Source organism: Tateyamaria sp., from assembly GCF_039945315.1.
Lineage (GTDB): Bacteria > Pseudomonadota > Alphaproteobacteria > Rhodobacterales > Rhodobacteraceae > Tateyamaria.
The window spans coordinates 183,062-209,193 of sequence record NZ_JBDUXB010000052.1 but is presented as its reverse complement, the minus strand read 5'-3'; the positions used below and the strand labels follow the sequence as shown (position 1 = coordinate 209,193).

Sequence of the window (26,132 nt, the reverse complement as noted above, 5' to 3'; positions counted from 1 at the left end):
GTCTGGGGCAAAGCCCCAACTATACAGATGCAAAACACCCCAACGCCGATCCATGCACGCCAATATCGAGCGGGCCAAAATCACTTTCCACACAGAGCGAAAAATAACCTGCAAGCGGCAGATACACCACGCGATAGGACCCGTCTGTGCGCGTCACGCTCCAACAGCGTTGTGTCATGCCACCTGAAAACTGCACCGTCGTCTCGAACGGTTCAACCAGTGCCGACTGAAAGGCAACCAGCGTATTGCACTCGGTTTGCGTGCCAATCGGCGCCTCGACAATCTCCTCGGCGATCATCGCCTCAATGCGTTCCGCCACACTCAGGTCCGGGTTCAGCATACCCTCACCCGACAATCTCTGCCGTCTCGACAACCGCATGCATCAGAACATCGGTCCCAGCCATGGCCCATTCTTTCGAAATCTCCTCAGCCTCGTTGTGGCTCAGCCCATCCACACACGGGCACATGACCATCGCCGTCGGTGCGACGCGATTTATCCAGCACGCATCATGGCCCGCGCCCGAAATCAGGTTCATGTGAGTATAGCCAAGGCGCTCTGCCGCCGTGCGAACCGCCCCGACACAAGCCTCGTCAAAGGCAACCGGGTCAAACCCGCCGACTTTCTCAAACATGATCTCAAGACCCATCTCATCGGCTATCTTCTGGCCTTCAACCTTCAGACGCGCTTCCATATCCTCGATCACACTCAATTCGGGCGAGCGGAAATCAACGGTAAAGACTACTTTGCCCGGGATCACGTTGCGCGAGTTCGGATAGACATCAATGTGGCCAGCTGCGCCAACGGCATGCGGCGCATGAGACCACGCAATCTCGTCCACCTTCTCGAGAACCCGCGCCATGCCCAGCCCTGCATTCTTGCGCATCGGCATCGGGGTCGACCCGGTATGGCTGTCCTTGCCCGTGATCGTCACCTGAGTCCATGACAGCCCCTGCCCATGGGTGACAACGCCAATGTCCTTAGCTTCCGCCTCCAGAATGGGACCCTGTTCAATGTGCAGTTCAAAAAACGCGTGCATCTTCCGCGCGCCGACTTCTTCGTCGCCGCGCCAGCCGATCCGGTTCAATTCGTCGCCAAAGCTTTTTCCGTCCGCATCCACCCGGTCATAGGCCCAATCCTGTGTGTGAATACCCGCAAACACGCCCGAAGACAGCATCGCAGGCGCATAGCGCGTGCCCTCTTCATTGGTAAAGTTGGTCACAACGATGGGATGCTTGGTCTTCACATCCAGATCGTTGAGGGTCCGAATGATTTCCAAACCACCCAACACACCCAGAACCCCGTCATATTTGCCCCCGGTCGGCTGCGTGTCGAGGTGGGAGCCCACATAGACAGGCAACGCCTCGGGGTCCGAACCAGCGCGATGGGCGAACATGTTGCCCATCTGATCGAGACCCATGGTGCAACCCGCCGCCTCACACCACGACTGAAACAGGGCGCGCCCCTCGGCATCTTCATCTGTCAGGGTCTGGCGATTGTTACCACCCGCCACACCCGGGCCAATCTCGGCCATTTCCATCAGACTGTCCCACAGCCGATCTCCGTTGATGCGCAGATTCTCACCCGGTGCTGCCATGCTGTCCCCCGATCACTTCGGTCACTTTTTGACCAATTGGTAAAGACACGATTGCCAAGGCGCGCATTTGTGTCAAGAACTGCTTTGGACTGATTTGCTTAAACGCGGCGCATCTGCCTAGACTTGCGGCACCAGACATCAAAGGAACGCCCATGCCCGATGGCGCCGCCAAAAAGCCAAGCCGCATTCAACAGCGCAATCGGCACCTGATCCTTGATGCCGCTCTCGACGTCTTCTCGGCCCACGGCTATCGCGGAGCAACGCTGGATCAGATCGCCGAGGCGGCGGGCCTGTCAAAACCCAACATCCTTTACTACTTTTCGGGCAAGGAAGAGATCCACGTTACCCTCCTCAACCAGCTGATGGAAACATGGCTCGACCCGCTTGTCGAAATGGACGCGAATGGCGAGCCGCTGGAAGAACTGCTCGACTACGTGCACCGCAAACTCGACATGGCGCGCGACCTGCCGCGCGAAAGCCGCCTTTTTGCAGGTGAAATTCTACAAGGGGCGCCGCGCATGCACCCGCATCTTGAGGCCGATCTGAAACCGCTCTTTGACGAAAAATGCGCTGTGATCGAGGGCTGGATCGATGCAGGTAAACTGGCAAAGGTCGACCCCCGCCATCTGATCTTCTCGATCTGGTCCACCACCCAGCACTACGCCGACTTCGACGTACAGGTGCAGGTGCTGTCAGACCGGGACCCGATCGAAGGCGCACGAACTTATCTGGATGCGTTGTTTCGCAGGGTGTTGAGTGTGTGAGGGAGCCCTGTGTTTGGATGCCCGCTTTGCGCCGAACCGTTTGGCCAAGCTAGCTTTGATCCCTTTTAGAAGGCGTCAGGCTTCACTGATCAAGGCCGCAATCCTTCATGCACCGCGAATTGCGGATCTCAGATTGCTCGGAAAATGAGGCCGATGGCCATCGCAACGAGCATGAGGATTAGGGCAAGACGAAATGCGTCTTGCGAGAGCTTCCGGCGCACCCTTTCGCCCATTGAGAGGCCAACAAAAGCGCACACAGTACCCAAAACGGATACAAATACTGCGTCTACCGTAAACAAGCCCAATTTACCCAAACCCAAGGCCATAATCATACTCGAGAGAGTGAAAGAGCAATTGATCGCCTGTAGAAACAGATTTCGGTCAAGATGAAGGGCCATGAGATAGGGCATTGATGGCATGACTTGCGACCCGGTCACGCCGTTTGTGACACCCGTCAGGAAACCGCTCACCGGCCCCAAACGGCGCTCCCATGTCACAGAGAGCCTGAAATCTGGTTTGGCGTAAGCAAATGCGCACCAAAGCAGCAAAACAGACCCCAGTATTCCACCAGCAATGCGGCCGTCTATTATCGTCAGGAACCACAATCCCATCACCAAGCCGGGGAGTGTTGTCAAAAGCATTGGCCAAAAGCGAGTGAGCGTTTCTCCAAGCCGCCCGGCTTGGCGCATAACGACCAAATTGGACGAGATCGACGGGATAATCACAAGTGGAAGGGCTTCCTTCAAACCGACCGTCAGGGCAAGAAATGGCAGACACACTGTTGAGAATCCAAGACCGGTGACGCCCTTGGCGGTGGCCGCAAACAAATAGGTCGCCAAAATGGCCGCAAGTTGCCATCCGGTGTAGTCTAGATTGAAATCCAGTTTCGACTCCTCACTTCAGCGATCCAGACGAAGGTGCATTCGCTAGGGTGATTGATATCGGCCCGGCTCGCACAATCAACCTACACCAATCGGTTCTCATGTTTCTTTATGCGAATTGTCCGGGCGCCGTAACAGCGGCTCGAAAAAGTGCGGCGCACGTTGTCGCTTTGCCAGAGGGCCCTCATCTGCACAGGTTGATAGCTTAGCCCACTTTTATTGCGCCCAGATGCAGTCATCTGGCTGCTCCAAATGGAAGTCGGATTTGTTCGCAGAGCCGCCATTAACCCACCCTTAACAAACAGTACCGTACGCCCTGTTAACCGGGCCCTTCAGCCCAAAAGTGCACACTGCGGTGCACGTTCAGTGCACAGGGTGTGCACGGGTTGTGCCCCGCCCACTCACCTTCTTTTCATGGCGTTAACGCCCCGATTAGCGAAAACCACCGGTGGGCGTTGCGCGTACGCTCACTCCGCAGCTGTCGCACTCGGGTTGTTCGGATGTGTCGTCCAGTTGGCGTATTCCGGTTCAACCACCTTTTCGGTCCGCGGATCGACCGTGCCAGGGGCCATCGCCTCCATGGTGATGCAGTCCTCAACCGGGCAGACGTTCACACACAGATTGCAGGCAACGCATTCTTCATCGATGACTTCAAACACCCGCTCGGGGCTCATCGAAATGGCCTGATGTGATGTGTCTTCGCAGGCTGCAAAACAACGCCCACAAGAGATACAAAGATCCTGATTGATCTGCGCCTTGGCCACATAATTCAGATTCAGATATTGCCAGTCCGTCACATTGGGCACCGCCGCGCCACGGAAGTCTTCAATGCTGGTGTGGCCTTTTTCGTCCATCCACTCCGACAGGCCGCTGATCATTTCCTGAACAATCTTGAACCCATAGGTCATCGCCGCAGTACAGACCTGTACGTTGCCGCAGCCCAGCGTGATGTATTCCGCCGCATCACGCCACGTGGTGATCCCGCCAATGCCTGAAATCGGGAGACCAGCCGTGTCAGCACCGCGTGCAATCTCTGACACCATCGACATCGCAATCGGCTTGACCGCGGGGCCGCAATAGCCCCCATGCGATCCCTTGCCGTCAATGGACGGCTCGGGCGACATGGTGTCGAGGTTCACGGAAGTAATCGAGTTGATGGTGTTGATCAGGCTCACCGCATCTGCTCCGCCAGCACGGGCAGCCGCAGCCGGTTTGCGGATATCGGTGATGTTTGGAGTCAGCTTCACGATGACAGGCTTGGAGTAGTACTGCTTGCACCAACGCGTGACCATCTCAATGTATTCAGGGACTTGGCCAACAGCCGCCCCCATTCCGCGTTCGCTCATCCCATGGGGGCAGCCAAAGTTCAGCTCGATCCCATCCGCGCCCGTATCCTCGACCAGAGGCAGAATCGCCTTCCACGCCTCTTCCTCGCAGGGGACCATGATCGACACGATCATCGCACGGTCAGGGTAGTCCGCTTTGACGCGCTTGATTTCTTCAAGGTTAGTGTAAAGGTCGCGGTCCGTGATCAACTCGATGTTGTTCAGACCCAACAAGCGACGATCTGCGCCATAGATCGCCCCGTATCGCGGTCCGTTCACATTGACGACTGGCGGACCTTCGGACCCAAGGGTTTTCCAGACGACACCGCCCCACCCAGCCTCAAAAGCCCGGCGGACGTTGTATTCCTTGTCCGTCGGCGGAGCCGAGGCCAGCCAGAAGGGGTTGGGGGATTTGATCCCTACGAAGTCACTTGTCAGATCAGCCATATGCAAGCCTCCCTATAGGCGGGGTTTATCCCGCTGCGCCCATTAAAACGTCATGTATATCCATCGCCGCGTCGCGCCCTTCGGCCACAGCCGTTACGGTCAGGTCGTCGCCTCCACTGGCGCAATCGCCCCCGGCCCAGACCCCTGAAACGCTGGTGCGACCAGCACCACTTACGGCAATTTTCCCGCTCTCCAGATCAGGCAGTCCATCGCTCTCAAGCGTCTGCCCGATAGCGCGCAGGACCTGATCCGCGGCGATGCAGACGGTCTGGCCCGTTCCAGTCATATCCTGGTTCACGTATTCAAATTCGATCTCACGCACCGCACCATTTCCGTGAATGGCCTTTGGCACCACATGTGTCATGATCCGGACCCCTTTCGAAGCCGCAAGGTCCTGTTCAAACACACTGGCGTTCATGCGATCACGCCCCCGCCGATACGCCAGCGTGACGTTGAGCGCACCCAGCAACTTGGCCTGCACGGCGGCATCGACAGCAGTCATGCCACCACCAATTACAACCACGTCACGGCCCACGGGCAGGTCGGCCAAATCGCCCGCTTGCCGCAGATCAGAGATGAAATCGACGGCGTCCAAAACACCTGCCTTGTCGCCACCTTCAACAGACAACCCGTTCACGCCACCAAGGCCCATGCCCAAGAACACCGCATCATAATCAGCTCGCAAACTGTCCAGCGTAACGTCAGTGCCCAGCGCCTTGCCATGCTCCAGTGTGATGCCACCGATGCCCAGCAACCAGTCCACTTCCGCCTGCGCAAATCCCTCGGGCGTCTTGTACGCGGCAATCCCGTACTCATTCAAACCACCGGGCTTGGCACGCGCATCCATGACAACGACATCGTGCCCCAACATGGCCAACCGATGCGCACAGGCCAAACCAGCAGGGCCGGCCCCGACGGCGGCAATCGACTTGCCGGTGGACGGCGCGCGCGCAAACGGATGCTCACCTTTTTCCTGCAAATGGTCGGTGGCATACCGCTGCAATTGACCAATCAGAACTGGCTTACCTTCAGCGATCTCGCGCACGCACGCCTCTTCGCACAGCGTTTCGGTCGGGCAAACGCGTGCACACATGCCCCCCATGATGTTCTGCGTCAAAATCGTCTTGGCCGCAGCATCCGGGGTTCCCGTCGCGATCTGGCGTATGAAAAGTGGGATATCAATGTCTGTCGGACAGGCCGTGATACAGGGCGCATCATGGCAAAAATAGCACCGATCGGCCGCCACAAGCGCCTCATGCGCATCCAGCGCAGGATGCAGATCGGAAAAATTCGCGTCATACTCCGGCGCGGCCAACCGACCCGAAGCCACACCCGGTGTGAAAGGAGATTGCGTCATTTCTGCTCCAAAGCGACAACTGTTTCGTACTAAAACGCTTTCACAGACAAATATTTTTATCAACTGGTAAAATTTATCAAACGCAGCCAAACGGCCAAACCGCCTAAAGAAGCGGCAAGATGCCAGAAACAGGCATTGTTACGAGAAAAGCTTGATTTGGAGCAAAAACCAGCCATTTTAAAGATGCTAAATCATCTATCGACCCACTGCTCCTACTGGCTCAGTCACTCGATCTAAATGACAATGCCAAGCTGCCGCATGTTGCGGGCAGGACAAATTAGGAGTTACGACGATGGCCACCGGCACCGTCAAATGGTTCAACACAACCAAAGGTTATGGCTTTATTGCGCCTGAAAGCGGCGGAAAAGATATTTTTGTCCACATTTCCGCAGTGGAACGATCAGGCCTCACAGGTCTGGCCGACAACCAGAAAGTGACCTACGACCTCGAAGCAGGACGTGATGGTCGCGAAAGCGCTGTGAACATCGCGCTGGTCTAACGACCAAAGAGTTCTAAAAGAATCAAACGGGCGGAGCATTTTTCATGCGCCGCCCTTTTTTTGCCCAGGCCACCTGAATTGAAGCAAGACAGATCCACCGCGCCCATCTCTGATACAAAAAATCTCGCGGAGTCGCGCATATGATGGGGCAGAGCCACCAAAGACTATCAATAAAATGGTGTCGCGAAGCGTCCTTTGGATCACGGACCGTCCCAGTCGACATCGTCCGCTTCTGAAATCTCGAGGCGACCAACGGGCCAGGGCACCATCAAAGCCTTGGCCGCTTCCAGATCATCCCTCATCCAGACAGGCAAATCATCACGCGCCAAAAGTACGCCCATGCGGTGATGGATCGGCGCAACATCGGCGTTGGGCGCGCAAGTCACCGCCGCCACCTGCGGAACGCGCAAGCCACCCGGCGCGGTCCATACGTCTGTGATAGCCGCAAAGTACAGGAAGTCACCGCCCTTAGCCTTAATCCGCCATGCAGTCTTTTTTCTTTTCTCGCCCGTCCACTCATACCAACCGTTCACGGGAATTATGGCTCGACCCACACCATCAAAGGCGGATTTGTCAAAGACAGTCTCGCTACGTGCGTTGATAATCTGCTCCATCACCGGGCGGCCTCGCGCATTAACCCGGCCGACAGGCACAATGCCCCAACGCATGCGCGACAATACCCCATTGAACGCGACGATTTCCTGCCCGGGTGCGATGTTGCGCCGCGCAGGTTCGTTGCCAACCACGCCCGCCGAAACGCCCAGTACCTCGGCCAAGGCAGTCATAGGGTCCGTCAGAAAGAAACGGCCAGGCATGTCACTCAGCCTTTCGGGCGAGGTCCAGAACGAAGGGTCCCAACCCTTCAACAATCCGCGCCACACCGTTGGCATTTGGGTGAATGCCGTCGGCTTGCATAAAGTCGCCAAGCGTGGCCGGGTCCGTGCCCGCTCCTCCCAGCCCTTCAAAAAAGCTCTCGGCAAAAAGAGTGCCATAGGCCTCGGCAAGGTCGGGATACATGGAATCAAACGCAGCCTTGTATTCAGGTCCGTAGTTGGCCGGCGCTTGCATGCCCACCAACAGCACTTCGACACCTGCACCGGACGCAACACTCAATATTCCGTCCAGATTGGCCCGGCTCACCTCAGGATCGATCCCGCGCAGCAGATCGTTCCCCCCTAACGTCACGATCAGCGCATCCACATCCGGCGTCAGGGTCCAATCCACGCGGGACAACCCACCAGCAGTCGTATCCCCAGAAACACCTGCGTTTATCACAGTCACGTCCCGCCCCTGATCCTTCAGCCATTGTTCCAGTTGCGGAACAAAGCCCTGTTCTGCCGGCAAGCCATACCCTTGGGTCAGACTGTCGCCGAGGGCGGCAATCGTAACGTCCTCTGACCACGCCACAGATGCGCAAAAAACCAGAACAATCGCGCCCACTGACTTGCTCATATCAATCCAACCTCCATATGACCTCGTAACAGACAGTAAAGGCGCGCGCATATGTCCGATCCAGTCCTGTCCCTCAAAAATGCAGCGCTCAGCCTTGATGGCAATGCCGGGCGGGTCGACATCCTGCACGGGATCACGCTCGATATCACACGGGGTGAGACTGTGGGACTTGTGGGTCCCTCTGGATCCGGAAAATCCTCGTTGCTGATGATCATGGGTGGGCTGGAACAGGCAACGGGTGGGACGATCCATGCTTTGGGTCAGGACCTGACAGCCATGAATGAAGACGCGCTCGCCCGCTTTCGACGTGGGCATATGGGTGTGGTCTTTCAGTCTTTTCACCTGATCCCGACAATGACTGCCCTCGAAAACGTCGCCACACCGCTGGAATTGGCGGGCGTCCAAGACGCGTTTGAACGGGCACAGGCCGAACTGGACGCCGTGGGCCTGAGCAGCCGCACCAACCATTACCCAAGCCAGATGTCGGGCGGCGAACAACAGCGCGTGGCCCTTGCGCGCGCCTCTGTCACGCGGCCCGAGATCTTGCTGGCAGACGAACCCACGGGAAATCTGGATGGGGCCAATGGCAGTGCGATCATGGATTTGCTCTTTGATCTGCGCGACCGGCACGGGGCGACCCTCGTGCTAGTAACCCATGCGCCTGAACTGGCGGCACGGTGTGACCGCGTGATCCGGCTGTCCGATGGCGCTCTGGAACCCGACAGCCGGGCCGCCGCCGAATGAGCCTCGCCACTTCCGCTCGATTTGCGGCCCGCGAGTTGCGCGGAGGCCTGCGCGGGTTTCGCATTTTTCTGGCCTGCCTTGCTCTTGGCGTTGCCGCCATTGCCGCTGTCGGCTCGGTCCGCTCAGCCATCGAAGCGGGTTTGGAGCGCGAGGGCGCTGCCTTGCTGGGCGGTGACGCAGAACTCGATTTCACCTACCGGTTCGCGTCTAAGGACGAATTGGAATGGATGAACGGCGTCGCCACAGAAGTGTCAGAAATCGCGGACTTCCGGTCCATGGCCGTGGTCGATGGCCCCGACGGGACAGAACGGGGCCTAACCCAGATCAAGGCCGTCGATGACCTTTACCCCTTGATCGGAGCCGTCGAACTCACGCCAGACATGCCGCTCGATCAGGCACTCGCTATCAACAACGGCATGCCCGGCGCTGTGATGGAACGCGCGCTGATCGACCGCCTTGGCCTCAGCGTCGGCGACACATTCCGTCTTGGCACCCAAACCTTCCGTTTAAGCGCAGAACTCAGCCGCGAACCTGACGGCGCCGCTGGTGGTTTTGCCTTGGGTCCGCGCACCATCGTGTTGCGCACAAGCCTTGAAAACGCGCAGCTTTTGGCGGCAGGCACGCTGTTCAATTCCAAGTACCGCCTTGCCCTGCCTCCCGGCACAGACCTCGATATGCTCGAGGCAGAGGCACGCACGCGCTTTGAAAACAGCGGGTTGCGCTGGACAGATGCGCGCAACGGGGCGCCCGGGGTGTCTGAGTTCGTAGATAGGTTGGGCGCGTTTCTGGTGCTTGTCGGCCTATCAGGCCTTGCTGTCGGCGGCGTTGGTGTGTCGGCAGCGGTACGCGCCTACCTTTCGGAAAAAACCAGCGTGATCGCCACTCTGCGCACGCTCGGTGCAGAACGCAGCACCATCTTTCAAACCTATTTTTTCCAGATCGGGACGCTGTCTCTGCTGGGCATTGCCATCGGGTTGGTCCTCGGTGCGCTTATCCCCCTCGCCCTGGCACCAGTGATCGAAGCGCGGCTTCCAATCCCTGCCAGCTTTGCCATCTACCCCGGTCCGTTGTTTGAATCCGCGATCTACGGTCTTTTGACCGCCTTTGTCTTCACGCTCTGGCCACTGGCACGGGCTGAAGACGTGCGCGCAGCAACTCTGTTTCGCGACGCACTTGGCACTGCACGTCTCTTGCCTGCCGCGCGCTACCTGCTGTGGATCGCGCTTGGGCTTGTAACACTGATTGGGCTCGCGGGCCTGTTCTCCGGCACATGGTGGCTGACGCTCTGGACCTCAGGCGGCATCGCATTTGCGCTGGCTTTGTTGGCCATCGCTGCCACCGGCATCCGCTGGTTGTCGCGCCGCTTGGCACCAAGGGCCAAAGGCAGACCGGCGCTCCGTTGGGCGCTTGGTGCGATCTCGGGGACGCGCGAAGGGGCTGCCTCTGTTGTTTTGTCTCTTGGCCTCGGCCTGTCCGTGCTTGCCGCGGTGGGACAGATCGATGGAAACCTGCGCAACGCCATTTCGGGCAACCTGCCGGACATCGCCCCCAGCTACTTCTTCGTAGATATCCAGCGCGATCAGATTGCCGGCTATACGGAACGATTGGAAAGTGACGAGAGCGTCAGCCGCATCGAAAGCGCGCCGATGCTACGCGGCATCATCACCCAGATAAACGGAACACCAGCCAGCGAAGTCGCGGGCGATCACTGGGTGATTCAGGGCGACCGGGGGCTGACATACTCCGAAACCCCAAGCGAAAATACGCGCATCACCGCTGGCGAATGGTGGCCCGAAGGCTACGCAGGCGCGCCCCAAATCAGCTTTGCCGCAGAAGAGGCCAAAGAAATGGGGATCGGACTGGGCGACACCCTCACCATCAACATCCTTGGGCGCGACATCACCGGGACGATCACATCCATGCGTGAGGTAGACTTTTCCACCGCAGGCATCGGGTTCATCCTTTCGATGAACCCCAGCGCACTGCAAGGCGCGCCGCACAGTTTCATATCCACCGTCTACGCGACCGAAGAATCCGAAGCTCAAATCCTGCGCGACATTTCAAACGCCTATCCAAACGTCACCGCCATCCGCGTGCGCGATGCGATCGACCGGGTCGCCGATGTGCTCGCCGGGCTGGCCGCTGCGACTTCCTACGGCGCGGGGGCAACGTTGCTGACCGGTTTTCTCGTGCTGATTGGTGCCGCAGCAGCGGGCACGCAGGCGCGCACTTATGAGGCAGCAGTGCTCAAGACCCTCGGGGCCACGCGACGGCGCATCCTGATCAGCTTTGCCACCCGCGCCGCCCTTTTGGGGTTGGCCGCAGGTGCGGTGGCTCTGGCGGCTGGGATCACAGGGGGCTGGGCAGTGAGCACGTTTGTCATGGACACTGATTTCAGCGTCATTTGGCCCTCTGCTCTGGCCATCATTATCGGCGGCGTAACCGCCACTTTGGTCGCCGGTCTCGCCTTTGCCTGGGGTCCGCTGGCCGCACGCCCCGCCCAAGTGCTCAGGGGGCGCGAATAAGCGCAGTTGCGACAGCGCGCTGCCCGTGCAAAACCATCCCCAGCCATTGAACCATAAAAGGCGCAGGCTCATGACCGACCAATTGCCCATGCCCGTCACCGCCCCTCTTTCTTCCGCTCAAAAGACGCAACTGATCAACCTGATACGCCGCGCTGCCCGCGCCGAGATCATGCCGCGCTTTCGTAGCCTTGACGCGGGCGAGATCGACACAAAGAAAGACGAAAACGATCTGGTCACCGCCGCCGACATCGCTGCCGAAGCGATGATCACGCGGGGCTTGCAGATGGCGTTCCCCCACGCACTTGTGGTGGGAGAAGAAGCGATATCCAAAAACCCGGATCTGCTCAAAGGTATCGCTGACGCCGAATTATGCTTCATCATCGACCCGGTCGATGGCACATGGAACTTTGCCAAAGGCATGCCCCTGTTCGGTACGATCATCGCAGTGGCCCGCTTTGGGCAGCCGGTTCTGGGGTTGATTTATGACCCTGTCGGAGACGACCTGATCGTGACGGACAATATGTCCCCAAGTGTCTGGCAAACCCGGACAGGTCGCAAACGCGCCATCGCAACAGCAGCCCCAAAACCGCTCGACCAGATGGCCGGATACATGCACATCCGCCTTATGCCGCCAGCGGATCGCGCACTGATGTGGTCCAAGGTCGGTGTTCTTGCCTATGTCGGTACCTTGCGCTGTTCAGCCCATGAATACCGGTTGCTGGCAACCGGGGCGACGGACTTCATCCTGTCCGGGCACCTCAATTGCTGGGATCATGCGGCTGGCGTATTGCTATGTCAGCAAGCGGGCGGCAAAGCGGCCATGCTGGACAGCACGCCCTACAACGCGAGCATGACCTCTGGCTATCTGCTCAGCGCTTCATCTGATGAGGTCTGGGACGCGGTGGCCACCCACTTTGCCGATCTTGTGGCTGACACATGACCCCCTGGTTCTTTGGCTACGGCAGCCTCGTCAACCGCGCCACGCACAGCTACCCGCAAGCACAAGCCGCGACGCTGAAGGGATGGCGCCGGGTCTGGGTGCGGACCGAGTTGCGGGATGTGGTGTTTCTGTCGATCCACGCTGCCCCCGGACACAGCATAGATGGCCTTATCGCAAGTGTACCCAACGCGGATTGGGCCGCGCTGGACCAGCGCGAAAGTGGCTATGCCCGCATCGACGCGACACACCACGTCAATCATGCAGCACCGGCCAACAACATCACCGCATATCAGGTCCCGCCTGAACAGCAGCGCAGCAGCGGAGATCACCGCATCTTGCTCAGCTATCTCGACGTGGTCGTGCAAGGGTTTACCCGCGAGTTCGGCCAAGCGGGGGCCGAGGCCTTCTTTGCGACAACAGACGGTTGGGACACACCTGTTCTGGATGACCGCGCCTCTCCTCTGTACCCTCGCGCTCAGGAATTGAGTTCAAAAGAACGTGCCTTGACCGACCAGTTACTTGCGCAGGTTCAATAGGGACAAGAGGCGTCCTTCGCGCGCAAATTGATCGCGTGGCGCTTGGACTGCGCCGCCGGACGCGATAACCCGCAACGCCAGCACCCATGCGATCCCGCCAAACAACACACCCGCCAGTGCTTGCCCGATCAACACGCCGGGTGCGCCGAACAGGGCCGCACCCAACCACACCAAGGGGATCATGGCGATCGTGTTGCGGCCCCAGTTCATGCCCGTTGAATAGAACGGATGTCCAAGGTTGTTGAACGCCGCATTGGCGATGAACAAAACCCCATTGAAAAAGAACAAGAGCGCCAGCGGCCCGCAAAACAGGTACACCAGATCGCGCGTTATACCGGTGGCTGCAAACAAGTCCGCAATCGGACCGCGTAAGGCAAATAGAACCACAGAGATGACAAGGACCACACCGGCAGCAAAGATCAGCGCAGCATTGAACCCCCGTCGAACGCGATCATAGTTCTGAGCGCCAAAATTCTGGCCCAAGATCGGCCCAACCGCCCCCGAAAGGGCAAAGATCACAGCGAAAGACACAGGCATCAAACGACCTACAATGGCCATGCCCGCGACAGCCTCTAACCCGTATTGCGCCATCGAACGGGTTACGATGGCCTGACCTACCGGCGTTGCCAACTGCGTCAGGATGGCTGGAAACCCGATGCTGACCAGCGGCCCGAAGTCACGCAGCATGTTCATCAATCTGGGACGTGGAAACCCACCGTGGTGGCGTAGGATCGGCAAAACCGCCGTCAACCCGATCACCACCCGCGCCGCAACCGAGGCCAGTGCCGCACCAGTCAGATCAAGACCCAAACCAAAAATCAGGATCGGATCCAATACCGCGTTCACAACCCCGCCATAAATCGTGGCCATCATCGCGCGGCGGGCATCTCCGTGGGCGCGCAGGATGCCACCCCCCATCATACCGACCACCAGAAACGGCAACGACGGCACAATGATGCGCAAATACCCTTGGGCCAGCGTGGCCGTCTCGCCTTCGGCGCCAATCCAGGACACGAATAGCGGCACGTTGATCCAGACGAATGCGGCAAAGATGATGCCAAATCCAATGCCGTAGATCAGCCCATGAGTGCTGCGCATCCGCGCTTCTTCAAGGTCTCCTGCACCCAATGACCGGGCCACAAGGGCACCCACCGCAATCGCCATCCCAATGGAAAAGGACGTTGTGAAAAAAAGGATCGATCCGGCATAACCCACGGCTGCGGCCAGTTCGGCCTTGCCCAGCATCGCGATGAAAATCATGTCGATGAAATCGACCAGAAACACCGCCGTGATACCAAGGGCCGAGGTGAGCGACATCACTGTCACATGGCGCAAAAGCGAGCCCGAGACGAATTTGGCCTGTGCATCAGCCAATTTCCCGTCCCTTCTCTGATTTCAAAAAATCCCCCCCGGAGGGCCGATCAACATCAGCGCCGACGGGTCCAGACATCAGCGCGCCTTGACCACCTGCAACAGCGGCATCAGCGCAGCCATATCAGGCCCATGCGCCTGCCCCGTCAGAGCCTTGCGCAAAGGCATGAACAGCCCACGCCCCTTGCGACCTGTGGCCTCTTTGACAGCACCAGTCCAAGCCCCCCATGTGTTGGGCGTAAATGGCCCGTCTGGCAACATCGCGATGGCCTCTGCCACAAACTCGCGGTCTTCATCTTCGATCACCGGGTCAGCGCCGTCACGGCACAGGGTCCACCACCCCTCAAGATCGCCCAAGGTCTCAATATTATCGCGCATGACAGTCCAGAATGCAGGCGCAAGTTCGCTGGACACGCCAATGGCCTCGATCCGTTCGGCCACAGCTTCAAGCGGCAGGGACTGCAAATACCGACCTGTCAGCGGGAACAAATCAGCCTCGTCGAATTTGGTCGGGGCCGAGCCAAAGCGGGACACATCAAAACCGTCAATCAACTCTGCCATCTCGGTGCGCAATTCAACTGGGTCAGACGCCCCAAGGCGGGCCATCAACGACAGCAGCGCCATTGGCTCCACTCCGCGTTCGCGCAAATCGCGCAACGCCAATGTGCCTAGTCGTTTTGACAAAGCCTCGCCTTGCGGGCCGGTCAGCAGCGAATGGTGGGCAAAGCGGGGGGCGGTGCCGCCTAAGGCTTCAATAATCTGGATTTGCGTCGCCGTATTTGTGACGTGGTCCGATCCACGTACAACATCCGTCACGCCCATCTCCATGTCATCGACAACCGAAGCAATCGTATAAAGCACCTGCCCGTCCTGCCGGATCAGCACGGGATCAGAGACCGAAGCCGCATCAATGCTGATGTCACCCAAAATGCCGTCGGTCCATTCAATGCGGGTTTGATCCAGCTTGAACCGCCACACACCTTGCCCGCGTTCGGCGCGCAATGCGTCCTTTTCAGCTTCGCTCAGATCAAGCGCCGCACGGTCATAAACCGGCGGTTTGCCCATATTGAGCTGCTTCTTGCGCTTCAGGTCTAGTTCAGTTGGCGTCTCAAACGCCTCGTAAAAACGCCCGTTGGCTCGCAGCGTGTCTGCAGCAGCAGCGTAGCGATCTAACCGCTCCGACTGACGTTCAACCCGGTCCCAATGCAGGCCCAACCATTCCAGATCGGCCTTGATCGCATCCACGTACTCTTCCTTGGACCGCTCCGGGTCCGTGTCATCAATACGCAGAATGAAGGTCCCCCCCGCTTTGCGCGCGATAAGGTAGTTCATCAGCGCAGTGCGCAGGTTGCCAACGTGGATGTATCCAGTGGGGGATGGTGCGAAACGGGTGGTGGTCATGAGGTGCTCTCCGGGAACTTGGCCTTGCCTTGTCATAGGGGCACGGCCTTGTCCAGTTTTGCACCAGCTTTCAGAGCTAAAGGGGACCTGACGGCAAGATAATCGAGAATACTGCCGGGCGTGAACCACACGCACCGCGGGCAGTTTTTAATGCCTGTTGTCCGGCACCTTGCACAATACCGCATCAAAAAAATCGATAATTTTTACGTGATCCGCCGTGACATCGACAATTTAGCGCTATGTTAGCACTATCTGACAAGAAGGATGACATTCATGGCAAACACACCCAAACTCTCCCGCCGATCTGCCCTGATGGGGGCCGCAGCGCTGCCATTGGCCGCAGCAACAGCCACCTCAACCCGGGCCGCCGCGCCCATGCTCGGCGTCACACAATCCAACTTTCGCCGTGTCAAAGTCGGAAGTTTTGAGATCACCACGCTGCTCGCTGGCACGCGGCCCGTGGAAAACCCACACAAGATATTTGGTCTGAACGTGGACGAAGAGACGTTCAATTCCGTCTCTGCCGACGCTGGCCTGTCCACCGCTGCCGCGCAGTTCTTCTTTACTCCGACACTCGTGAACAACGGTTCCGAACTGGTTCTGTTTGACACTGGCCTTTCTGGTGCAGCGACCGTCCAAGCGATCGAAGCGGCAGGGTACACCGCCGATCAGGTCGACAAAGTCGTGATCACACACATGCACGGCGACCACATCGGCGGGATTTCCACAGATGGCACACCGACATTCGCCAACGCAGCCTATATCACTGGCGCAGCAGAATTCGACGGCTGGTCCGGATCGGGCAACGAAAACTTCGACGGCAAGATCGTACCGTTGGCAGATCAGTTCACGATGCTTGATGATGGCGGTTCACCCGCTTCTGGCATCACCGCCATGGCCGCCTTTGGGCACACACCTGGCCACATGACCTACATGGTCGAAGATGGTGGCACACAGCTGGTAATCGGCGCAGATTTTGCAAACCACTATGTTTGGTCTCTGGCCCATCCTGATTGGGAAGTACGCTTTGACATGGACAAAGCCGCTGCCGCAGTCACCCGTAAAAAGCTGCTTGATATGATGGCGACGGATCGCACTGCATTCATCGGTTATCACATGCCATGGCCCGGAATTGGCTATGTCGAACGCAACGGTGAAGGCGGATACCGTTATGCCGCGCACAGCTATCAGTTGATGCTGTAACCAACCCAGCGTGAACCAGTAAGGCGGACGTTTTGTTCGCCTTACACCTTACCTGCAGCGCGCAAGCGCTCCCACGCATAGCTCAGATAGCTGCGCGAAAAACTGTGCCCGCCGTCAAAGGTACAGAACTCCAACAGATCATCAGCCGCGTTGCCCTGCCGGGTGCAGGACATTGCGTCGATCTGCACAACTGTCTGAGGGCCAAATCTGCCTACCGCGCGATACATTTCCAGAACGTCCAGAACATCACCCTGCTTTGTCGGGCCAATGGGTCGCCCCGCCAGCGGCACTGTGCGGTCCTTTGTCCCATGAATATGAATGACCGAAGCCGGGGCGGCACAGGCCGCAGGCGGTCCTCCCCAGAACGTACCCGATACTGGCGCAAAACCTGCAAACAGGTTCGGACGCTGGCACGCCAATTCCCATGTCACCATGCCCCCAGCAGAAAAGCCCGACATCATGACCCGATCAGGATCGATCCCGAACCGCGCAACAGCATCGGAAACCATCGCCTCAAAATAGGCGATCTCAGCCGCGCCTGAGGATGCCATATCGCCAGGCGCACCCGGAATATCCCAGTCGTCCCGCGCCGATTTAGGAGCAATCAGCGCCAGACCCATATCGGATACCATGCGGCGCAGCCCCATATTTCGCATCACGCCCCGTGCCGAACCGCGATAGCCATGCGCAAAAACGATTGCTCCGACCGAACCAGTCTGAGCCTCGGGCATCGCAATGCGGTAGTGCCGGTCGCCAATCATGCAGTCACTGTCCGGACCGCAGGCCACAGCGATCGAAGGCAGCAGCATCAAAGCTAAAGACAGGGCAAAGCGCATGGAAGCAACCTCATGATATGCATCAAAATCGCGTGCATATATGGAAGCCGCCGGCGGTCCCGGCACAAGTCACATCACCGTGTAAACGCCGCTCAGGTTGGCTCGCGCCATGCGTTCACGATGGGGTAACGGCGATCCAACCAGAACGCACCTTTGGTCAGGCGGGCTCCGGGCGCGGACTGGAATCGCTTGTATTCGCTCAGGTAAATCAGACGCTCGATCTTGCGCGCCACATCGCCTTCAAAACCCGCCGCCACACAGTCGGCAATCGAGCCATTGCGGTCCACAAGGATTTCCAGCATCGCATCAAGGTCCGGATAGTCTGGCAAGCTGTCGCTGTCCTTCTGATCCTCACGCAACTCGGCACTGGGCGGTTTTGTGATGATCCGCTGCGGAATGGCCTCGCCTTCATTCCCCATCATCCAGTCACGATGATTGGCATTGCGCCAGCGGCACGTCTCAAACACGCGGGTTTTGTACAGATCCTTGATCGGATTGTAGCCACCGGCCATGTCGCCATAGATCGTCGCATAGCCCACCGCCACTTCGGATTTGTTGCCAGTTGTCAGCAGCATCTCTCCAAATTTATTAGACAGCGCCATCAACAACAAACCCCGTATCCGGCTTTGAATGTTTTCTTCTGTCAGGTCTGCATCCAACCCCTCAAACAGCGGGGCAAGGGTGCTCGTCACAGCCGCGCGCGTCTCCGAAATCGGAACGTAGTCATAGCGACAGCCCAGCGCTTTGGCGCAAGCTTCGGCATCTTCCAGCGAATGCGGCGAGGTGTATTCCGAAGGCAGCATCACGCATCGGACATTGTCCGGACCAAGGGCATCGGCGGCGATGGTGGCCACGAGAGCAGAATCCACACCACCCGACATCCCCAAAAGCACCTGCTTGAACCCGGTCTTCGCACAGTAGTCGCGCAAAGACGTGACCATGACACGGTAGTCCTGCTCCCACGGATCAGGATGTTGCGCCTTTTCGCCATCAACCACACGCCAGCCCTCAGGACCGCGTTCAAGGTCCACATGGGCCACTACCTCATCAAAGATCGGCAACTGCACCGCCAACTGCCCGCCGGGATTCAGCGCAAAACTGCCCCCGTCAAACACCTGATCGTCCTGCCCCCCAACCATGTTGAGGTAAATCAATGGCAAACCGGTCTCTACCACCCGGGCGACCATGTGATTGATGCGGGTGTCGAACTTGCCCCGGTAGTAAGGCGATCCGTTGGGAACCAGCAGGAACTCTGCCCCCGTCTCTTCCAGAGTCTCGGCCACATCCGGATGCCACGCATCTTCGCAGATCGGGCTGCCAACGCGAGTATTGCCGACAGAGTATGGACCACCCAAAGGACCGGCATCAAAAATGCGAACCTCGTCAAACACAGTCTCGTTTGGCAGATGATGTTTAAGAACACGGCTCGCAATCTTGCCGCCCTTACAAATCAGGTAGGCATTGAACAGCTCCGCCCCCTCAGCCCAGGGGCAGCCGATGGCCAGCGCCGGGCCGTCCTCACACTCAATCGCCAATGCCTCAACCGCTTCCATCGCCGTCGCGTGAAAGGCCGCCTTCATCACCAGATCCTGAGCATTGTAGCCAGCGATAAACATCTCGGGCAAGGCCACCAGATCAGCGCCCGCATCGCGGCCCACCTCCCAAGCGGCCCGCGCTTTGGCGGCGTTCCCGGCAATGTCGCCAACCGTTGGGTTCAACTGACCCAGAGTGATGCGGAATGTGTCGGCCATTGGCGCGCTCCTTCAAACTCCCACGCGATGTAGCAGAAAGCACGGGCGAGGAAACCCACAGGCGACATCTGTACCCACTCCTCGCGCTGCTTCTTTGTTTCCAAAAAAACCCCGGGGCGTTCCAAACCACGGAAAACTGCCCTTCTTTACCCACGCATCCGGCACAATGCTCAACTTTCCGCCAAGGCCATTGCCCACGCTTGCCCCCTGTCCTACCTTCCGCCTGCCCGCATCATTTCAGCGGGTCCGCGAATCTAAGAGGTTGTCTTATGTCCTTGCGCAATTTGATGTTCTGCCTTGCCCTTTTGCCGGGTTCCGCACTTGCGCAATCGGGCGCCGTGCTGACCAAGCAATATGACGACGGCGGCATTTACGAGGGGACGTTCCGGGGCGGCCTTCAACATGGCGAAGGTACGTATCGCCTCCCCAACGGATATGAATATACCGGCGAATGGGTCGACGGCGAAATCAAAGGGCAAGGTACAGCCCGCTTTCCCAACGGTTCGGTTTACGAAGGCAGCTTTTCCAAAGGCAAACCCGACGGGTTCGGCAAAATCACTTTCGCTGATGGCGGCACCTATGAGGGGGATTGGGCCACCGGTGCCATCGTTGGTACTGGAGTGGCTCTTTACGCGAACGGCGTCCGTTACGAAGGGTCGTTCCGCAACGCCAAACATCACGGCAAAGGGGTCATGCAATCCCCCGGCGGATACGAATACAAAGGCGACTGGGTCGACGGCGAAAAACAGGGGACGGGTGTAATAACCTACCCTGATGGCGCCGTGTATGATGGCCAGATCGAAAGCGGCGTACGTCAGGGAACAGGCACGCTGACGATGCCAGACGGGCTTATCTATATTGGCTTGTGGAAAAACGGCCAAATCGATGGCGCAGGCACACTCACTCAACCCAATGGGGACGTCTACGAAGGCGACCTCGTCTCAGGCCGTCGCGAAGGCAAGGGCCGGGTAACCTATTCAAACGGTGACGTCTACGAAGGACAGTTCGCCGATGACCGCCGCCACGGGCAAGGCACGTTCATCGGCAATGACGGCTACACCTATATCGGCCAATGGGTCGAAGGGCAGATCGAAGGTCAGGGCCGGGTCACCTACCCCGACGGGGCCGCGTATGAAGGGGACTTCAAGGACGACCTAGCCGATGGCACTGGCAAAATCACTTACACCGATGGCTCCACCTACGAAGGCGAATGGATCGCAGGCGTGATCGAGGGGACGGGCAAAGCGACCTATCCCAACGGGGTGGTCTATGAAGGCGGGTTCCAGAACGCGCGCAACCACGGGCAAGGTGTGATGACTTACGCCGATGGCTATCGCTATGAAGGCACTTGGGAAAACGGGCAGCGGCATGGGACAGGGACCGCAACCTATCCCGATGGCACCGTCTACACCGGTGACTTCCTTGATGGTCAGCGCCATGGGGCCGGCAAAATCGTGATGGCGTCAGGCTTTGTCTACGATGGCCAGTGGACACGCGGTGAAATCGATGGTGAGGGCGTCGCGACCTATTCCAACGGCGACATATACGAAGGGACCTTCAAGAACGGCAAGCGCCAGGGAGCGGGCACCATGCGCTACTCCAGCGGCGAAGAAGCGACGGGTGATTGGGACAGTGGCGCACTGAACGAAGCCGAGACGCCGGAAGAAACCGAAGCCACCAGCGACGGCGGCTGATGCCACGCTTTTTGCCGCAACGCCTGATACCGACGCTTGCGCTGCTTGTTCTTGCTCAACCGTTGGCGGCTGAATGGCAATATATCGAGAAGTACAGCGATCCGATCCAGGGATTTGATACGCGTGCAGCCAGCACGACGAACGCGGATGGCTACGGCCTGCACTTATATCGCAACCCGATCGGACGGGTCTATGCGTTGATCACCCTGCCCGACAGCAGCCCGGATCTGGTTCGCACTGGCCCTGTGGCCACGGTTACGCCTATGGGTTTTGACTCCAAAGAGATCCAAGCCCAAAGCGAACGCGGGCGGGTCGTCGAATACGCCATCAGCACCGGGCGGGCCCTGCGCGACCGGCTCTGGCACGGTGAGGGGCAAGCGCCTGCATTCGGCACCTTCCACGATGTACTCGAGGCCCCCAGCCTTGTCGTTTCTTTGATGTTTGAAAACGGGGGCACCGATCAAACGGAATGGTCGATGGAGGGTGCTGAAACCGCCATCGCCAAGGCTCTCGGCATCTCGATGAACGGCGTCCCGGCAGGATCCGAATGGGAAGACGAAGCCGCCCAGGCGTTGTTGGCCGCGATGACGGCCTGCCAATTCCCCAAGCTGGACGTAGAATGCGTGCAAAAGGTGTCGACGTGCAGCGCAAAAATCAGTGAAGACAGAGATATTGATGGTTTCGACATCTGTGTCGCTGCCGAATGACAATAGACGGCGAAACGCGGTCCGCAAAGATAGACAAAAAGGGCAGACCTCGATAACGAACGACAAAACAGAACCGAAAAAATGGGGCCCGAAAAATGGCTACTGAAGGCGCAGAAGGACATAGCGATCCCGGATGGTTTGTACCCCCGGATGCGTTCGACCAGATGTCTTGGGTTATTCTGATCCTTTTGGCGCTGGCGATTTATGGGCTGGTGTCGCTTTACGCTGCCTTTGACCGCTGGGCCGAACATCAATCCCACGGTACCCCGCTGGCCAAGACGATCCCGACAATGCTCACGATTGCGCTGCTCTACGAGATCTTCCCCCTCGCCCATTTCAATATTCTGCTGCCGGTTGCCGCAATCCTGATTGCGCTGATGGCCGATTGGTCACGGTTCCATCTGCACTTCCCCAAAGACGGCGCCGCACATGAGGCCAAGCCGCACGAGGAGCCAAAAGCAGATGTTTGAGCTCATGTTTACGTCCTTCCCGGTCATCATCCGCTATTACCAGCTCAAACGGCGCGGCGAAGAGATGACTGTCTGGAACATGCGCGCCGCCGTCCTGATGTGGTTGGGCATGGCCTTCGCACTCTTTCTGACGATCTTCTATTTCCATCCGAAAAGCTATTCAGGCATCGTTCCCTTCCGCACTGTGTCCGTCGTCGCACAAACCAGCGGACCGGTCACCGAACTCCCAGTTTTGAACGAGGACCGCGTCGCCAAAGGTGATCTGCTGTTCCGGATCGAAGATAGCAGCCAGCGGTCGGCCGTCGCCCAGGCCGAGGCCCAACTGGCCGAGATCGATGCCGAAGAAAACAAAGCGCGTGATCAGCTGATCGTGGCACAATCGACTGTGGACCAAGCCGTTGCCGAAAGGGACAAATATGCGGTTGATCTGGAAAACGCGCAGACTCTGTTCGAGCGAAATGTCGGACGCGAGGACGACGTGCGCAGGTTTCAGGCGGCGTTCGATTCTGCAGAGGCCGCTGTAACGGCAACCACCGCGCAAGTCGATCTGGCACGTGTCGAAATCGAAGAAACCATCCCCGCCAAACGCCGCACGGCCGAAACGGCACTCGAAGCTGCTAGGACTGAACTGGCAAAGACCGAGGTCCGGTCATTCACAGATGGCGTCGTGACCCAACTGTCCCTAGCTGTCGGAAGCCCGGCTTCGCGCCTGATCCTAAGCCCGGCCATGGTGATTGTTCCCGACCGGGACGAAAAACATCCCATCGGTGTGATCGCCGGGTTCGACCAGGTCGCCCGGGCGACTCTGCACGCAGGGATGCCGGCAGAAATTGCGTGTGACAGCAACATCAACATCTCGTTCAGGAACACAGTCATGCCCGCGCATGTGACGTCGATCCAACCGGCGATTGCCACCGGTCAGGTACAACCAAGTGGTGTAATGCTTGAGCCCAGCAATGCCACATCCCGAGGATCATTGCTGGTTTACTTCGATCTGGTGCACCCCGAGCACAAAGAAATCATGCTGAACGGAACCGGTTGTCTGGTGCAGACCTACACCAACAATCTGCCCGGTGCCTTTGGCCATGTGATCGCTGCCACAGGCATAATCAAGGCCGCCGGGTTGCGACTGAAAGTGTGGGGCTCGCTGGTTTCTGGCGTTGGTCTGGCCGGGGGCGGCGCGCACTAATGCGTGCCATTCGCGACTAAACCGTTTCGCCCGAAGACATCTTGTCCAGAAACGCTTCAGCGTCGCGCAACACAGTAGCGCGGCGCTCTTCGTCCATCCGATCCCATGTCCGGTACATGTTCCCCATGCGGGCATTGTTCGAAAACCGATCCCGGTGACGGTCTAGGAAATGCCAGTAAAGCAGGTTGAACGGACAGGCTCCCTCGCCCGTTTTGACGTTGACCTTGTAGTGGCAGCTTTTGCAGTAATCCGACATCCGATTGATGTAAGCGCCAGATGACACATAAGGTTTGGACGCAATGACGCCCCCATCAGCGAACTGCGACATGCCCACGACGTTGGGGGCCTCCACCCACTCAAACGCATCTGCATAAACGGCCAGATACCATTCGGACACTTCCGCAGGGCTCAACCCAGCGAGCAGGGCAAAGTTTCCCGTGACCATCAAGCGTTGGATGTGGTGGGCGTAGGCCTCAGTTTTAGTCTGCACCACAGCCTTTGACACACAGCGCATCCGCGTCTCACCACCCCAATAGAACGCCGGCAGCTTGCGATGATGGTCTAACCCATTGCGATGCGGATAGTCGGGACCCTCATGAAAATAGATCCCGCGCACATATTCGCGCCAGCCAATCACCTGCCGTATGAACCCTTCGGCTGCGTTGATGGGCACATCGCCCGCCTTCCACGCATCTTCGACCGCCCGGCAGACCTCAAGCGGGTCGAGCAATCCGATGTTGAGGTAGGGCGACACCAGCGCATGGTAGAGGAACTGATTGTCTGCCAGCATCGCGTCCTGATAGTCGCCAAACCGGGCCAGACCATAGCGGACAAAATGCGCCAGTGCCTGTCTGGCCTGCGCCTGATCCGTGGCAAACCAGAACGGGCGCAAATCCCCGAAATGATTGCCAAAACGCGCCTCGACCAATTCCAGAACTTCGGTCACGACGTCATCTGGTTCAAACTGCATGGGTCCGGAAAATGTGACCTCTCCCGGGGAAGGTTTGCGATTGTCGTGATCGAAATTCCACTTGCCGCCTGCCGGTTGATCCCCATCCATCAACAGGCCGGTCTTGCGGCGCATATCACGATAGAAATATTCCATACGCAGCGCCTTGCGGCCCTCAGCCCAAGCCTCAAACTCGGCATGGGAGGCGATGAACCTGTCATCTTCCAGCATCTCCACATCCAGCGGACAATCCTCGAGGGCTTCAATCAGGCGGTACTCGCCCGGGCGGGTAACAAGAACCTTGCTTACCCCATACTGATCTGCCCTGCGCAGCAACTCGCCTGCAATGGATTGGGAGTTATCGGTGTCATCAAGCTCGGAATAGGCCACCTGCCAACCATCATCGCGTAACTGGGTCGCAAATTTGCGCATCGCTGCCAGAACCAGCGCGATCTTCTTGGGGTGATGGGGAACGTACGATCCTTCATCACCAACTTCGGCCATCACAACAACGTCGCGGTCTTTGTCCGCCGCGCACAACGCCGCCACGTTTTCGCTCAACTGATCCCCAAGGATCAGGATCAACCGCGCTACCATGGAACAGAAGCCCCGGAGTAATCAAAGAACTGCCCAGTCTGCTCGGGTTTCAACCCATCCATAACACTCATCAGATTGGTCGCCGCGTCTTGCGGAGGCACCGCAGGATGGCGGCCCACATACTTTTCGGTAAAGGCCGTGGCTACGGTGCCGGGATGCAGCGCCACAACTGTCGCCTGTCCATGCGTGCGCGCCAATTCAATCGCTGCCGTATGAACGATCTGGTTTACAGCAGCCTTGGCCGCACGATAACTGATCCAGCCACCAATCCGATTATCGCCAATCGACCCGACGCGCGCAGACAGTACGGCCATCACGGCGGGCCGATCACGGGGCAACAGATGATGCGCGTGCGACAGGATCAAGGCTGGGCCAATCGCGTTCAATGCAAACTGATCCGCCATCGCAGCAGGATCCAACCCCTTGATGGTTTTTTCAGGGGCAGCGCCCGCAATCTCAAGCGCCCCAGTCGCGACAACAACCCGGTCGTAGGGGCCACGTCCACTCAGATGCTCAGCGACCGACCCGGCATCCGTCACGTCAAACCCATCACCCGAGCGCGACAGTCGGTCCACCTCTGCCCCACTCGCTGCATATGCATCCACCAAAGCAGACCCGATGCCCCCAGAGGCCCCAATAATCAAAATATTATCCATGATCCCCGACCTAGCAGGCAAGGCGCGCGCATCAACTTCTTCTGACGAAAAATACCCCTTTGAAGGTTACGGACTGCGGAACGGGGTTACGGTCCGCAATTCCAGTCTTTCCATTTGCAAAAGGCACGGTATAAATACGGCCATGACATTCGCCACACATACTCCTAGCACACGCCTTTCGGGCGCGCTTGGCCGTGGCCTCCTGCTCCTAATTCGCCTCTGAGCGCAGCCGGTTGGCGCGCC

24 protein-coding genes are annotated in these 26,132 nt (G+C 58.4%); 11 read left to right on the top strand and 13 right to left on the bottom strand.

The window, feature by feature from the left end; all coding sequences use genetic code 11:
• Nucleotides 1-19: 19 nt before the first annotated feature.
• Both ABJD00_RS17095 and ABJD00_RS17090 read right to left on the bottom strand, forming a co-directional pair.
• Nucleotides 20-340 (bottom strand): hypothetical protein, encoded by a 321-nt coding sequence (locus ABJD00_RS17095; protein ID WP_413832868.1) that lies wholly within the window; start codon nt 338-340, stop codon nt 20-22.
• 4 nt (nt 341-344) lie between these two features.
• Nucleotides 345-1,595 carry a Zn-dependent hydrolase gene (locus ABJD00_RS17090; protein ID WP_413832866.1) on the bottom strand — a complete coding sequence of 417 codons (1,251 nt, stop codon included), beginning with the start codon at nt 1,593-1,595 and terminating at the stop codon, nt 345-347.
• Nucleotides 1,596-1,747: 152 nt separating this feature from the next.
• Here ABJD00_RS17090 and ABJD00_RS17085 point away from each other — a divergent pair, with 152 nt between their 5' ends.
• Nucleotides 1,748-2,359: a TetR family transcriptional regulator C-terminal domain-containing protein gene (locus ABJD00_RS17085; protein ID WP_413832864.1), complete on the top strand. Its 612-nt coding sequence runs from the start codon at nt 1,748-1,750 to the stop codon at nt 2,357-2,359.
• A 128-nt stretch (nt 2,360-2,487) separates the two neighbouring features.
• Here ABJD00_RS17085 and ABJD00_RS17080 read toward each other — a convergent pair whose 3' ends face one another.
• The 3 genes from ABJD00_RS17080 to ABJD00_RS17070 form a co-directional block, all read right to left on the bottom strand.
• A complete protein-coding gene (locus ABJD00_RS17080) occupies nt 2,488-3,186 on the bottom strand; it encodes a sulfite exporter TauE/SafE family protein (protein ID WP_413832862.1) in 699 nt (232 codons plus the stop codon).
• 521 nt (nt 3,187-3,707) lie between these two features.
• Complete coding sequence (gene preA, locus ABJD00_RS17075; RefSeq protein WP_413832860.1) at nt 3,708-5,012, bottom strand: NAD-dependent dihydropyrimidine dehydrogenase subunit PreA; 1,305 nt, start codon at nt 5,010-5,012, stop codon at nt 3,708-3,710.
• Between the two features lie 25 nt (nt 5,013-5,037).
• Nucleotides 5,038-6,369: an NAD(P)-dependent oxidoreductase gene (locus ABJD00_RS17070; protein WP_413832858.1), complete on the bottom strand. Its 1,332-nt coding sequence runs from the start codon at nt 6,367-6,369 to the stop codon at nt 5,038-5,040.
• Between the two features lie 292 nt (nt 6,370-6,661).
• Here ABJD00_RS17070 and ABJD00_RS17065 point away from each other — a divergent pair, with 292 nt between their 5' ends.
• Nucleotides 6,662-6,868: a cold-shock protein gene (locus tag ABJD00_RS17065; protein ID WP_108838131.1), complete on the top strand. Its 207-nt coding sequence runs from the start codon at nt 6,662-6,664 to the stop codon at nt 6,866-6,868.
• 200 nt (nt 6,869-7,068) lie between these two features.
• On the opposite strand, the gene ABJD00_RS17060 is transcribed toward ABJD00_RS17065, so the two are convergent.
• Together ABJD00_RS17060 and ABJD00_RS17055 are read right to left on the bottom strand one after the other, a co-directional pair.
• Nucleotides 7,069-7,683 carry an SOS response-associated peptidase gene (locus ABJD00_RS17060; RefSeq protein ID WP_413832855.1) on the bottom strand — a complete coding sequence of 205 codons (615 nt, stop codon included), beginning with the start codon at nt 7,681-7,683 and terminating at the stop codon, nt 7,069-7,071.
• Between the two features lies 1 nt (nt 7,684).
• Complete coding sequence (locus ABJD00_RS17055; RefSeq protein ID WP_413832853.1) at nt 7,685-8,320, bottom strand: arylesterase; 636 nt, start codon at nt 8,318-8,320, stop codon at nt 7,685-7,687.
• Nucleotides 8,321-8,371: 51 nt separating this feature from the next.
• Between ABJD00_RS17055 and ABJD00_RS17050 the strand changes: the two genes are divergently transcribed.
• From ABJD00_RS17050 to ABJD00_RS17035, 4 genes are all read left to right on the top strand, one after another.
• Nucleotides 8,372-9,064, top strand: a complete 693-nt coding sequence (locus ABJD00_RS17050) for an ABC transporter ATP-binding protein (protein WP_413832851.1) — start codon at nt 8,372-8,374, stop codon at nt 9,062-9,064.
• Nucleotides 9,061-11,589 (top strand): ABC transporter permease, encoded by a 2,529-nt coding sequence (locus ABJD00_RS17045; RefSeq protein ID WP_413832849.1) that lies wholly within the window; start codon nt 9,061-9,063, stop codon nt 11,587-11,589. Before ABJD00_RS17050 ends, ABJD00_RS17045 begins: the two co-directional genes overlap by 4 nt.
• A 70-nt stretch (nt 11,590-11,659) precedes the next feature.
• A complete protein-coding gene (locus tag ABJD00_RS17040) occupies nt 11,660-12,529 on the top strand; it encodes an inositol monophosphatase family protein (protein WP_413832847.1) in 870 nt (289 codons plus the stop codon).
• Entirely contained in the window at nt 12,526-13,065 is a 540-nt protein-coding gene (locus ABJD00_RS17035; protein ID WP_413832845.1) for a gamma-glutamylcyclotransferase family protein, read from the top strand. The genes ABJD00_RS17040 and ABJD00_RS17035 overlap by 4 nt, the downstream gene beginning before the upstream one ends.
• Here the strand turns inward: ABJD00_RS17035 and ABJD00_RS17030 are convergent.
• Both ABJD00_RS17030 and gltX read right to left on the bottom strand, forming a co-directional pair.
• Nucleotides 13,045-14,439 (bottom strand): MATE family efflux transporter, encoded by a 1,395-nt coding sequence (locus ABJD00_RS17030; protein WP_413832843.1) that lies wholly within the window; start codon nt 14,437-14,439, stop codon nt 13,045-13,047. The genes ABJD00_RS17035 and ABJD00_RS17030 overlap by 21 nt on opposite strands.
• 75 nt (nt 14,440-14,514) lie before the next feature.
• Nucleotides 14,515-15,837: a glutamate--tRNA ligase gene (gltX, locus tag ABJD00_RS17025; protein ID WP_413832841.1), complete on the bottom strand. Its 1,323-nt coding sequence runs from the start codon at nt 15,835-15,837 to the stop codon at nt 14,515-14,517.
• 273 nt (nt 15,838-16,110) lie between these two features.
• Here gltX and ABJD00_RS17020 point away from each other — a divergent pair, with 273 nt between their 5' ends.
• Nucleotides 16,111-17,040, top strand: a complete 930-nt coding sequence (locus ABJD00_RS17020; protein ID WP_413832839.1) for an MBL fold metallo-hydrolase — start codon at nt 16,111-16,113, stop codon at nt 17,038-17,040.
• Nucleotides 17,041-17,081: 41 nt separating this feature from the next.
• Here ABJD00_RS17020 and ABJD00_RS17015 read toward each other — a convergent pair whose 3' ends face one another.
• Both ABJD00_RS17015 and ABJD00_RS17010 read right to left on the bottom strand, forming a co-directional pair.
• The gene (locus ABJD00_RS17015; protein WP_413832837.1) at nt 17,082-17,876 is read right to left on the bottom strand and encodes an alpha/beta hydrolase family esterase; all 795 of its coding nucleotides are present in this window, start codon (nt 17,874-17,876) and stop codon (nt 17,082-17,084) included.
• A gap of 92 nt (nt 17,877-17,968) precedes the next feature.
• Nucleotides 17,969-19,627, bottom strand: a complete 1,659-nt coding sequence (locus ABJD00_RS17010; RefSeq protein ID WP_413832835.1) for an NAD+ synthase — start codon at nt 19,625-19,627, stop codon at nt 17,969-17,971.
• Between the two features lie 269 nt (nt 19,628-19,896).
• Here ABJD00_RS17010 and ABJD00_RS17005 point away from each other — a divergent pair, with 269 nt between their 5' ends.
• From ABJD00_RS17005 to ABJD00_RS16990, 4 genes are all read left to right on the top strand, one after another.
• The gene (locus ABJD00_RS17005) at nt 19,897-21,321 is read left to right on the top strand and encodes an MORN repeat-containing protein (RefSeq protein ID WP_413832833.1); all 1,425 of its coding nucleotides are present in this window, start codon (nt 19,897-19,899) and stop codon (nt 21,319-21,321) included.
• Nucleotides 21,321-22,028: a hypothetical protein gene (locus tag ABJD00_RS17000; RefSeq protein WP_413832831.1), complete on the top strand. Its 708-nt coding sequence runs from the start codon at nt 21,321-21,323 to the stop codon at nt 22,026-22,028. Before ABJD00_RS17005 ends, ABJD00_RS17000 begins: the two co-directional genes overlap by 1 nt.
• 95 nt (nt 22,029-22,123) lie before the next feature.
• The gene (locus ABJD00_RS16995) at nt 22,124-22,498 is read left to right on the top strand and encodes a hypothetical protein (protein WP_413832829.1); all 375 of its coding nucleotides are present in this window, start codon (nt 22,124-22,126) and stop codon (nt 22,496-22,498) included.
• The gene (locus tag ABJD00_RS16990; protein WP_413832827.1) at nt 22,491-23,687 is read left to right on the top strand and encodes an HlyD family secretion protein; all 1,197 of its coding nucleotides are present in this window, start codon (nt 22,491-22,493) and stop codon (nt 23,685-23,687) included. Before ABJD00_RS16995 ends, ABJD00_RS16990 begins: the two co-directional genes overlap by 8 nt.
• Nucleotides 23,688-23,703: 16 nt before the next feature.
• On the opposite strand, the gene ABJD00_RS16985 is transcribed toward ABJD00_RS16990, so the two are convergent.
• On the bottom strand, nt 23,704-25,233 hold the full coding sequence (locus ABJD00_RS16985) for a cryptochrome/photolyase family protein (protein ID WP_413832825.1): 1,530 nt from the start codon (nt 25,231-25,233) through the stop codon (nt 23,704-23,706).
• The gene (locus ABJD00_RS16980; protein WP_413832823.1) at nt 25,227-25,889 is read right to left on the bottom strand and encodes an SDR family NAD(P)-dependent oxidoreductase; all 663 of its coding nucleotides are present in this window, start codon (nt 25,887-25,889) and stop codon (nt 25,227-25,229) included. The genes ABJD00_RS16985 and ABJD00_RS16980 overlap by 7 nt, the downstream gene beginning before the upstream one ends.
• Nucleotides 25,890-26,132: the final 243 nt, after the last annotated feature.

Bases quoted from the DNA above. Each gene is read 5' to 3' on its own strand.
- ABJD00_RS17040 (WP_413832847.1), top strand. From the start codon at position 11,660: ATGACCGACCAATTGCCCATGCCCGTCACCGCCCCTCTTTCTTCCGCT.
- ABJD00_RS17090 (WP_413832866.1), bottom strand. From the start codon at position 1,595: ATGGCAGCACCGGGTGAGAATCTGCGCATCAACGGAGATCGGCTGTGG.
- ABJD00_RS17045 (WP_413832849.1), top strand. From the start codon at position 9,061: ATGAGCCTCGCCACTTCCGCTCGATTTGCGGCCCGCGAGTTGCGCGGA.
- ABJD00_RS16995 (WP_413832829.1), top strand. From the start codon at position 22,124: ATGGCTACTGAAGGCGCAGAAGGACATAGCGATCCCGGATGGTTTGTA.
- ABJD00_RS17050 (WP_413832851.1), top strand. From the start codon at position 8,372: ATGTCCGATCCAGTCCTGTCCCTCAAAAATGCAGCGCTCAGCCTTGAT.
- ABJD00_RS16990 (WP_413832827.1), top strand. From the start codon at position 22,491: ATGTTTGAGCTCATGTTTACGTCCTTCCCGGTCATCATCCGCTATTAC.
- ABJD00_RS16985 (WP_413832825.1), bottom strand. From the start codon at position 25,233: ATGGTAGCGCGGTTGATCCTGATCCTTGGGGATCAGTTGAGCGAAAAC.
- ABJD00_RS17010 (WP_413832835.1), bottom strand. From the start codon at position 19,627: ATGGCCGACACATTCCGCATCACTCTGGGTCAGTTGAACCCAACGGTT.
- ABJD00_RS17065 (WP_108838131.1), top strand. From the start codon at position 6,662: ATGGCCACCGGCACCGTCAAATGGTTCAACACAACCAAAGGTTATGGC.
- ABJD00_RS16980 (WP_413832823.1), bottom strand. From the start codon at position 25,889: ATGGATAATATTTTGATTATTGGGGCCTCTGGGGGCATCGGGTCTGCT.
- ABJD00_RS17035 (WP_413832845.1), top strand. From the start codon at position 12,526: ATGACCCCCTGGTTCTTTGGCTACGGCAGCCTCGTCAACCGCGCCACG.
- ABJD00_RS17085 (WP_413832864.1), top strand. From the start codon at position 1,748: ATGCCCGATGGCGCCGCCAAAAAGCCAAGCCGCATTCAACAGCGCAAT.
- ABJD00_RS17000 (WP_413832831.1), top strand. From the start codon at position 21,321: ATGCCACGCTTTTTGCCGCAACGCCTGATACCGACGCTTGCGCTGCTT.
- ABJD00_RS17055 (WP_413832853.1), bottom strand. From the start codon at position 8,320: ATGAGCAAGTCAGTGGGCGCGATTGTTCTGGTTTTTTGCGCATCTGTG.
- ABJD00_RS17070 (WP_413832858.1), bottom strand. From the start codon at position 6,369: ATGACGCAATCTCCTTTCACACCGGGTGTGGCTTCGGGTCGGTTGGCC.
- ABJD00_RS17005 (WP_413832833.1), top strand. From the start codon at position 19,897: ATGTCCTTGCGCAATTTGATGTTCTGCCTTGCCCTTTTGCCGGGTTCC.
- ABJD00_RS17095 (WP_413832868.1), bottom strand. From the start codon at position 340: ATGCTGAACCCGGACCTGAGTGTGGCGGAACGCATTGAGGCGATGATC.
- ABJD00_RS17060 (WP_413832855.1), bottom strand. From the start codon at position 7,683: ATGCCTGGCCGTTTCTTTCTGACGGACCCTATGACTGCCTTGGCCGAG.
- ABJD00_RS17020 (WP_413832839.1), top strand. From the start codon at position 16,111: ATGGCAAACACACCCAAACTCTCCCGCCGATCTGCCCTGATGGGGGCC.
- gltX (WP_413832841.1), bottom strand. From the start codon at position 15,837: ATGACCACCACCCGTTTCGCACCATCCCCCACTGGATACATCCACGTT.
- ABJD00_RS17015 (WP_413832837.1), bottom strand. From the start codon at position 17,876: ATGCGCTTTGCCCTGTCTTTAGCTTTGATGCTGCTGCCTTCGATCGCT.
- preA (WP_413832860.1), bottom strand. From the start codon at position 5,012: ATGGCTGATCTGACAAGTGACTTCGTAGGGATCAAATCCCCCAACCCC.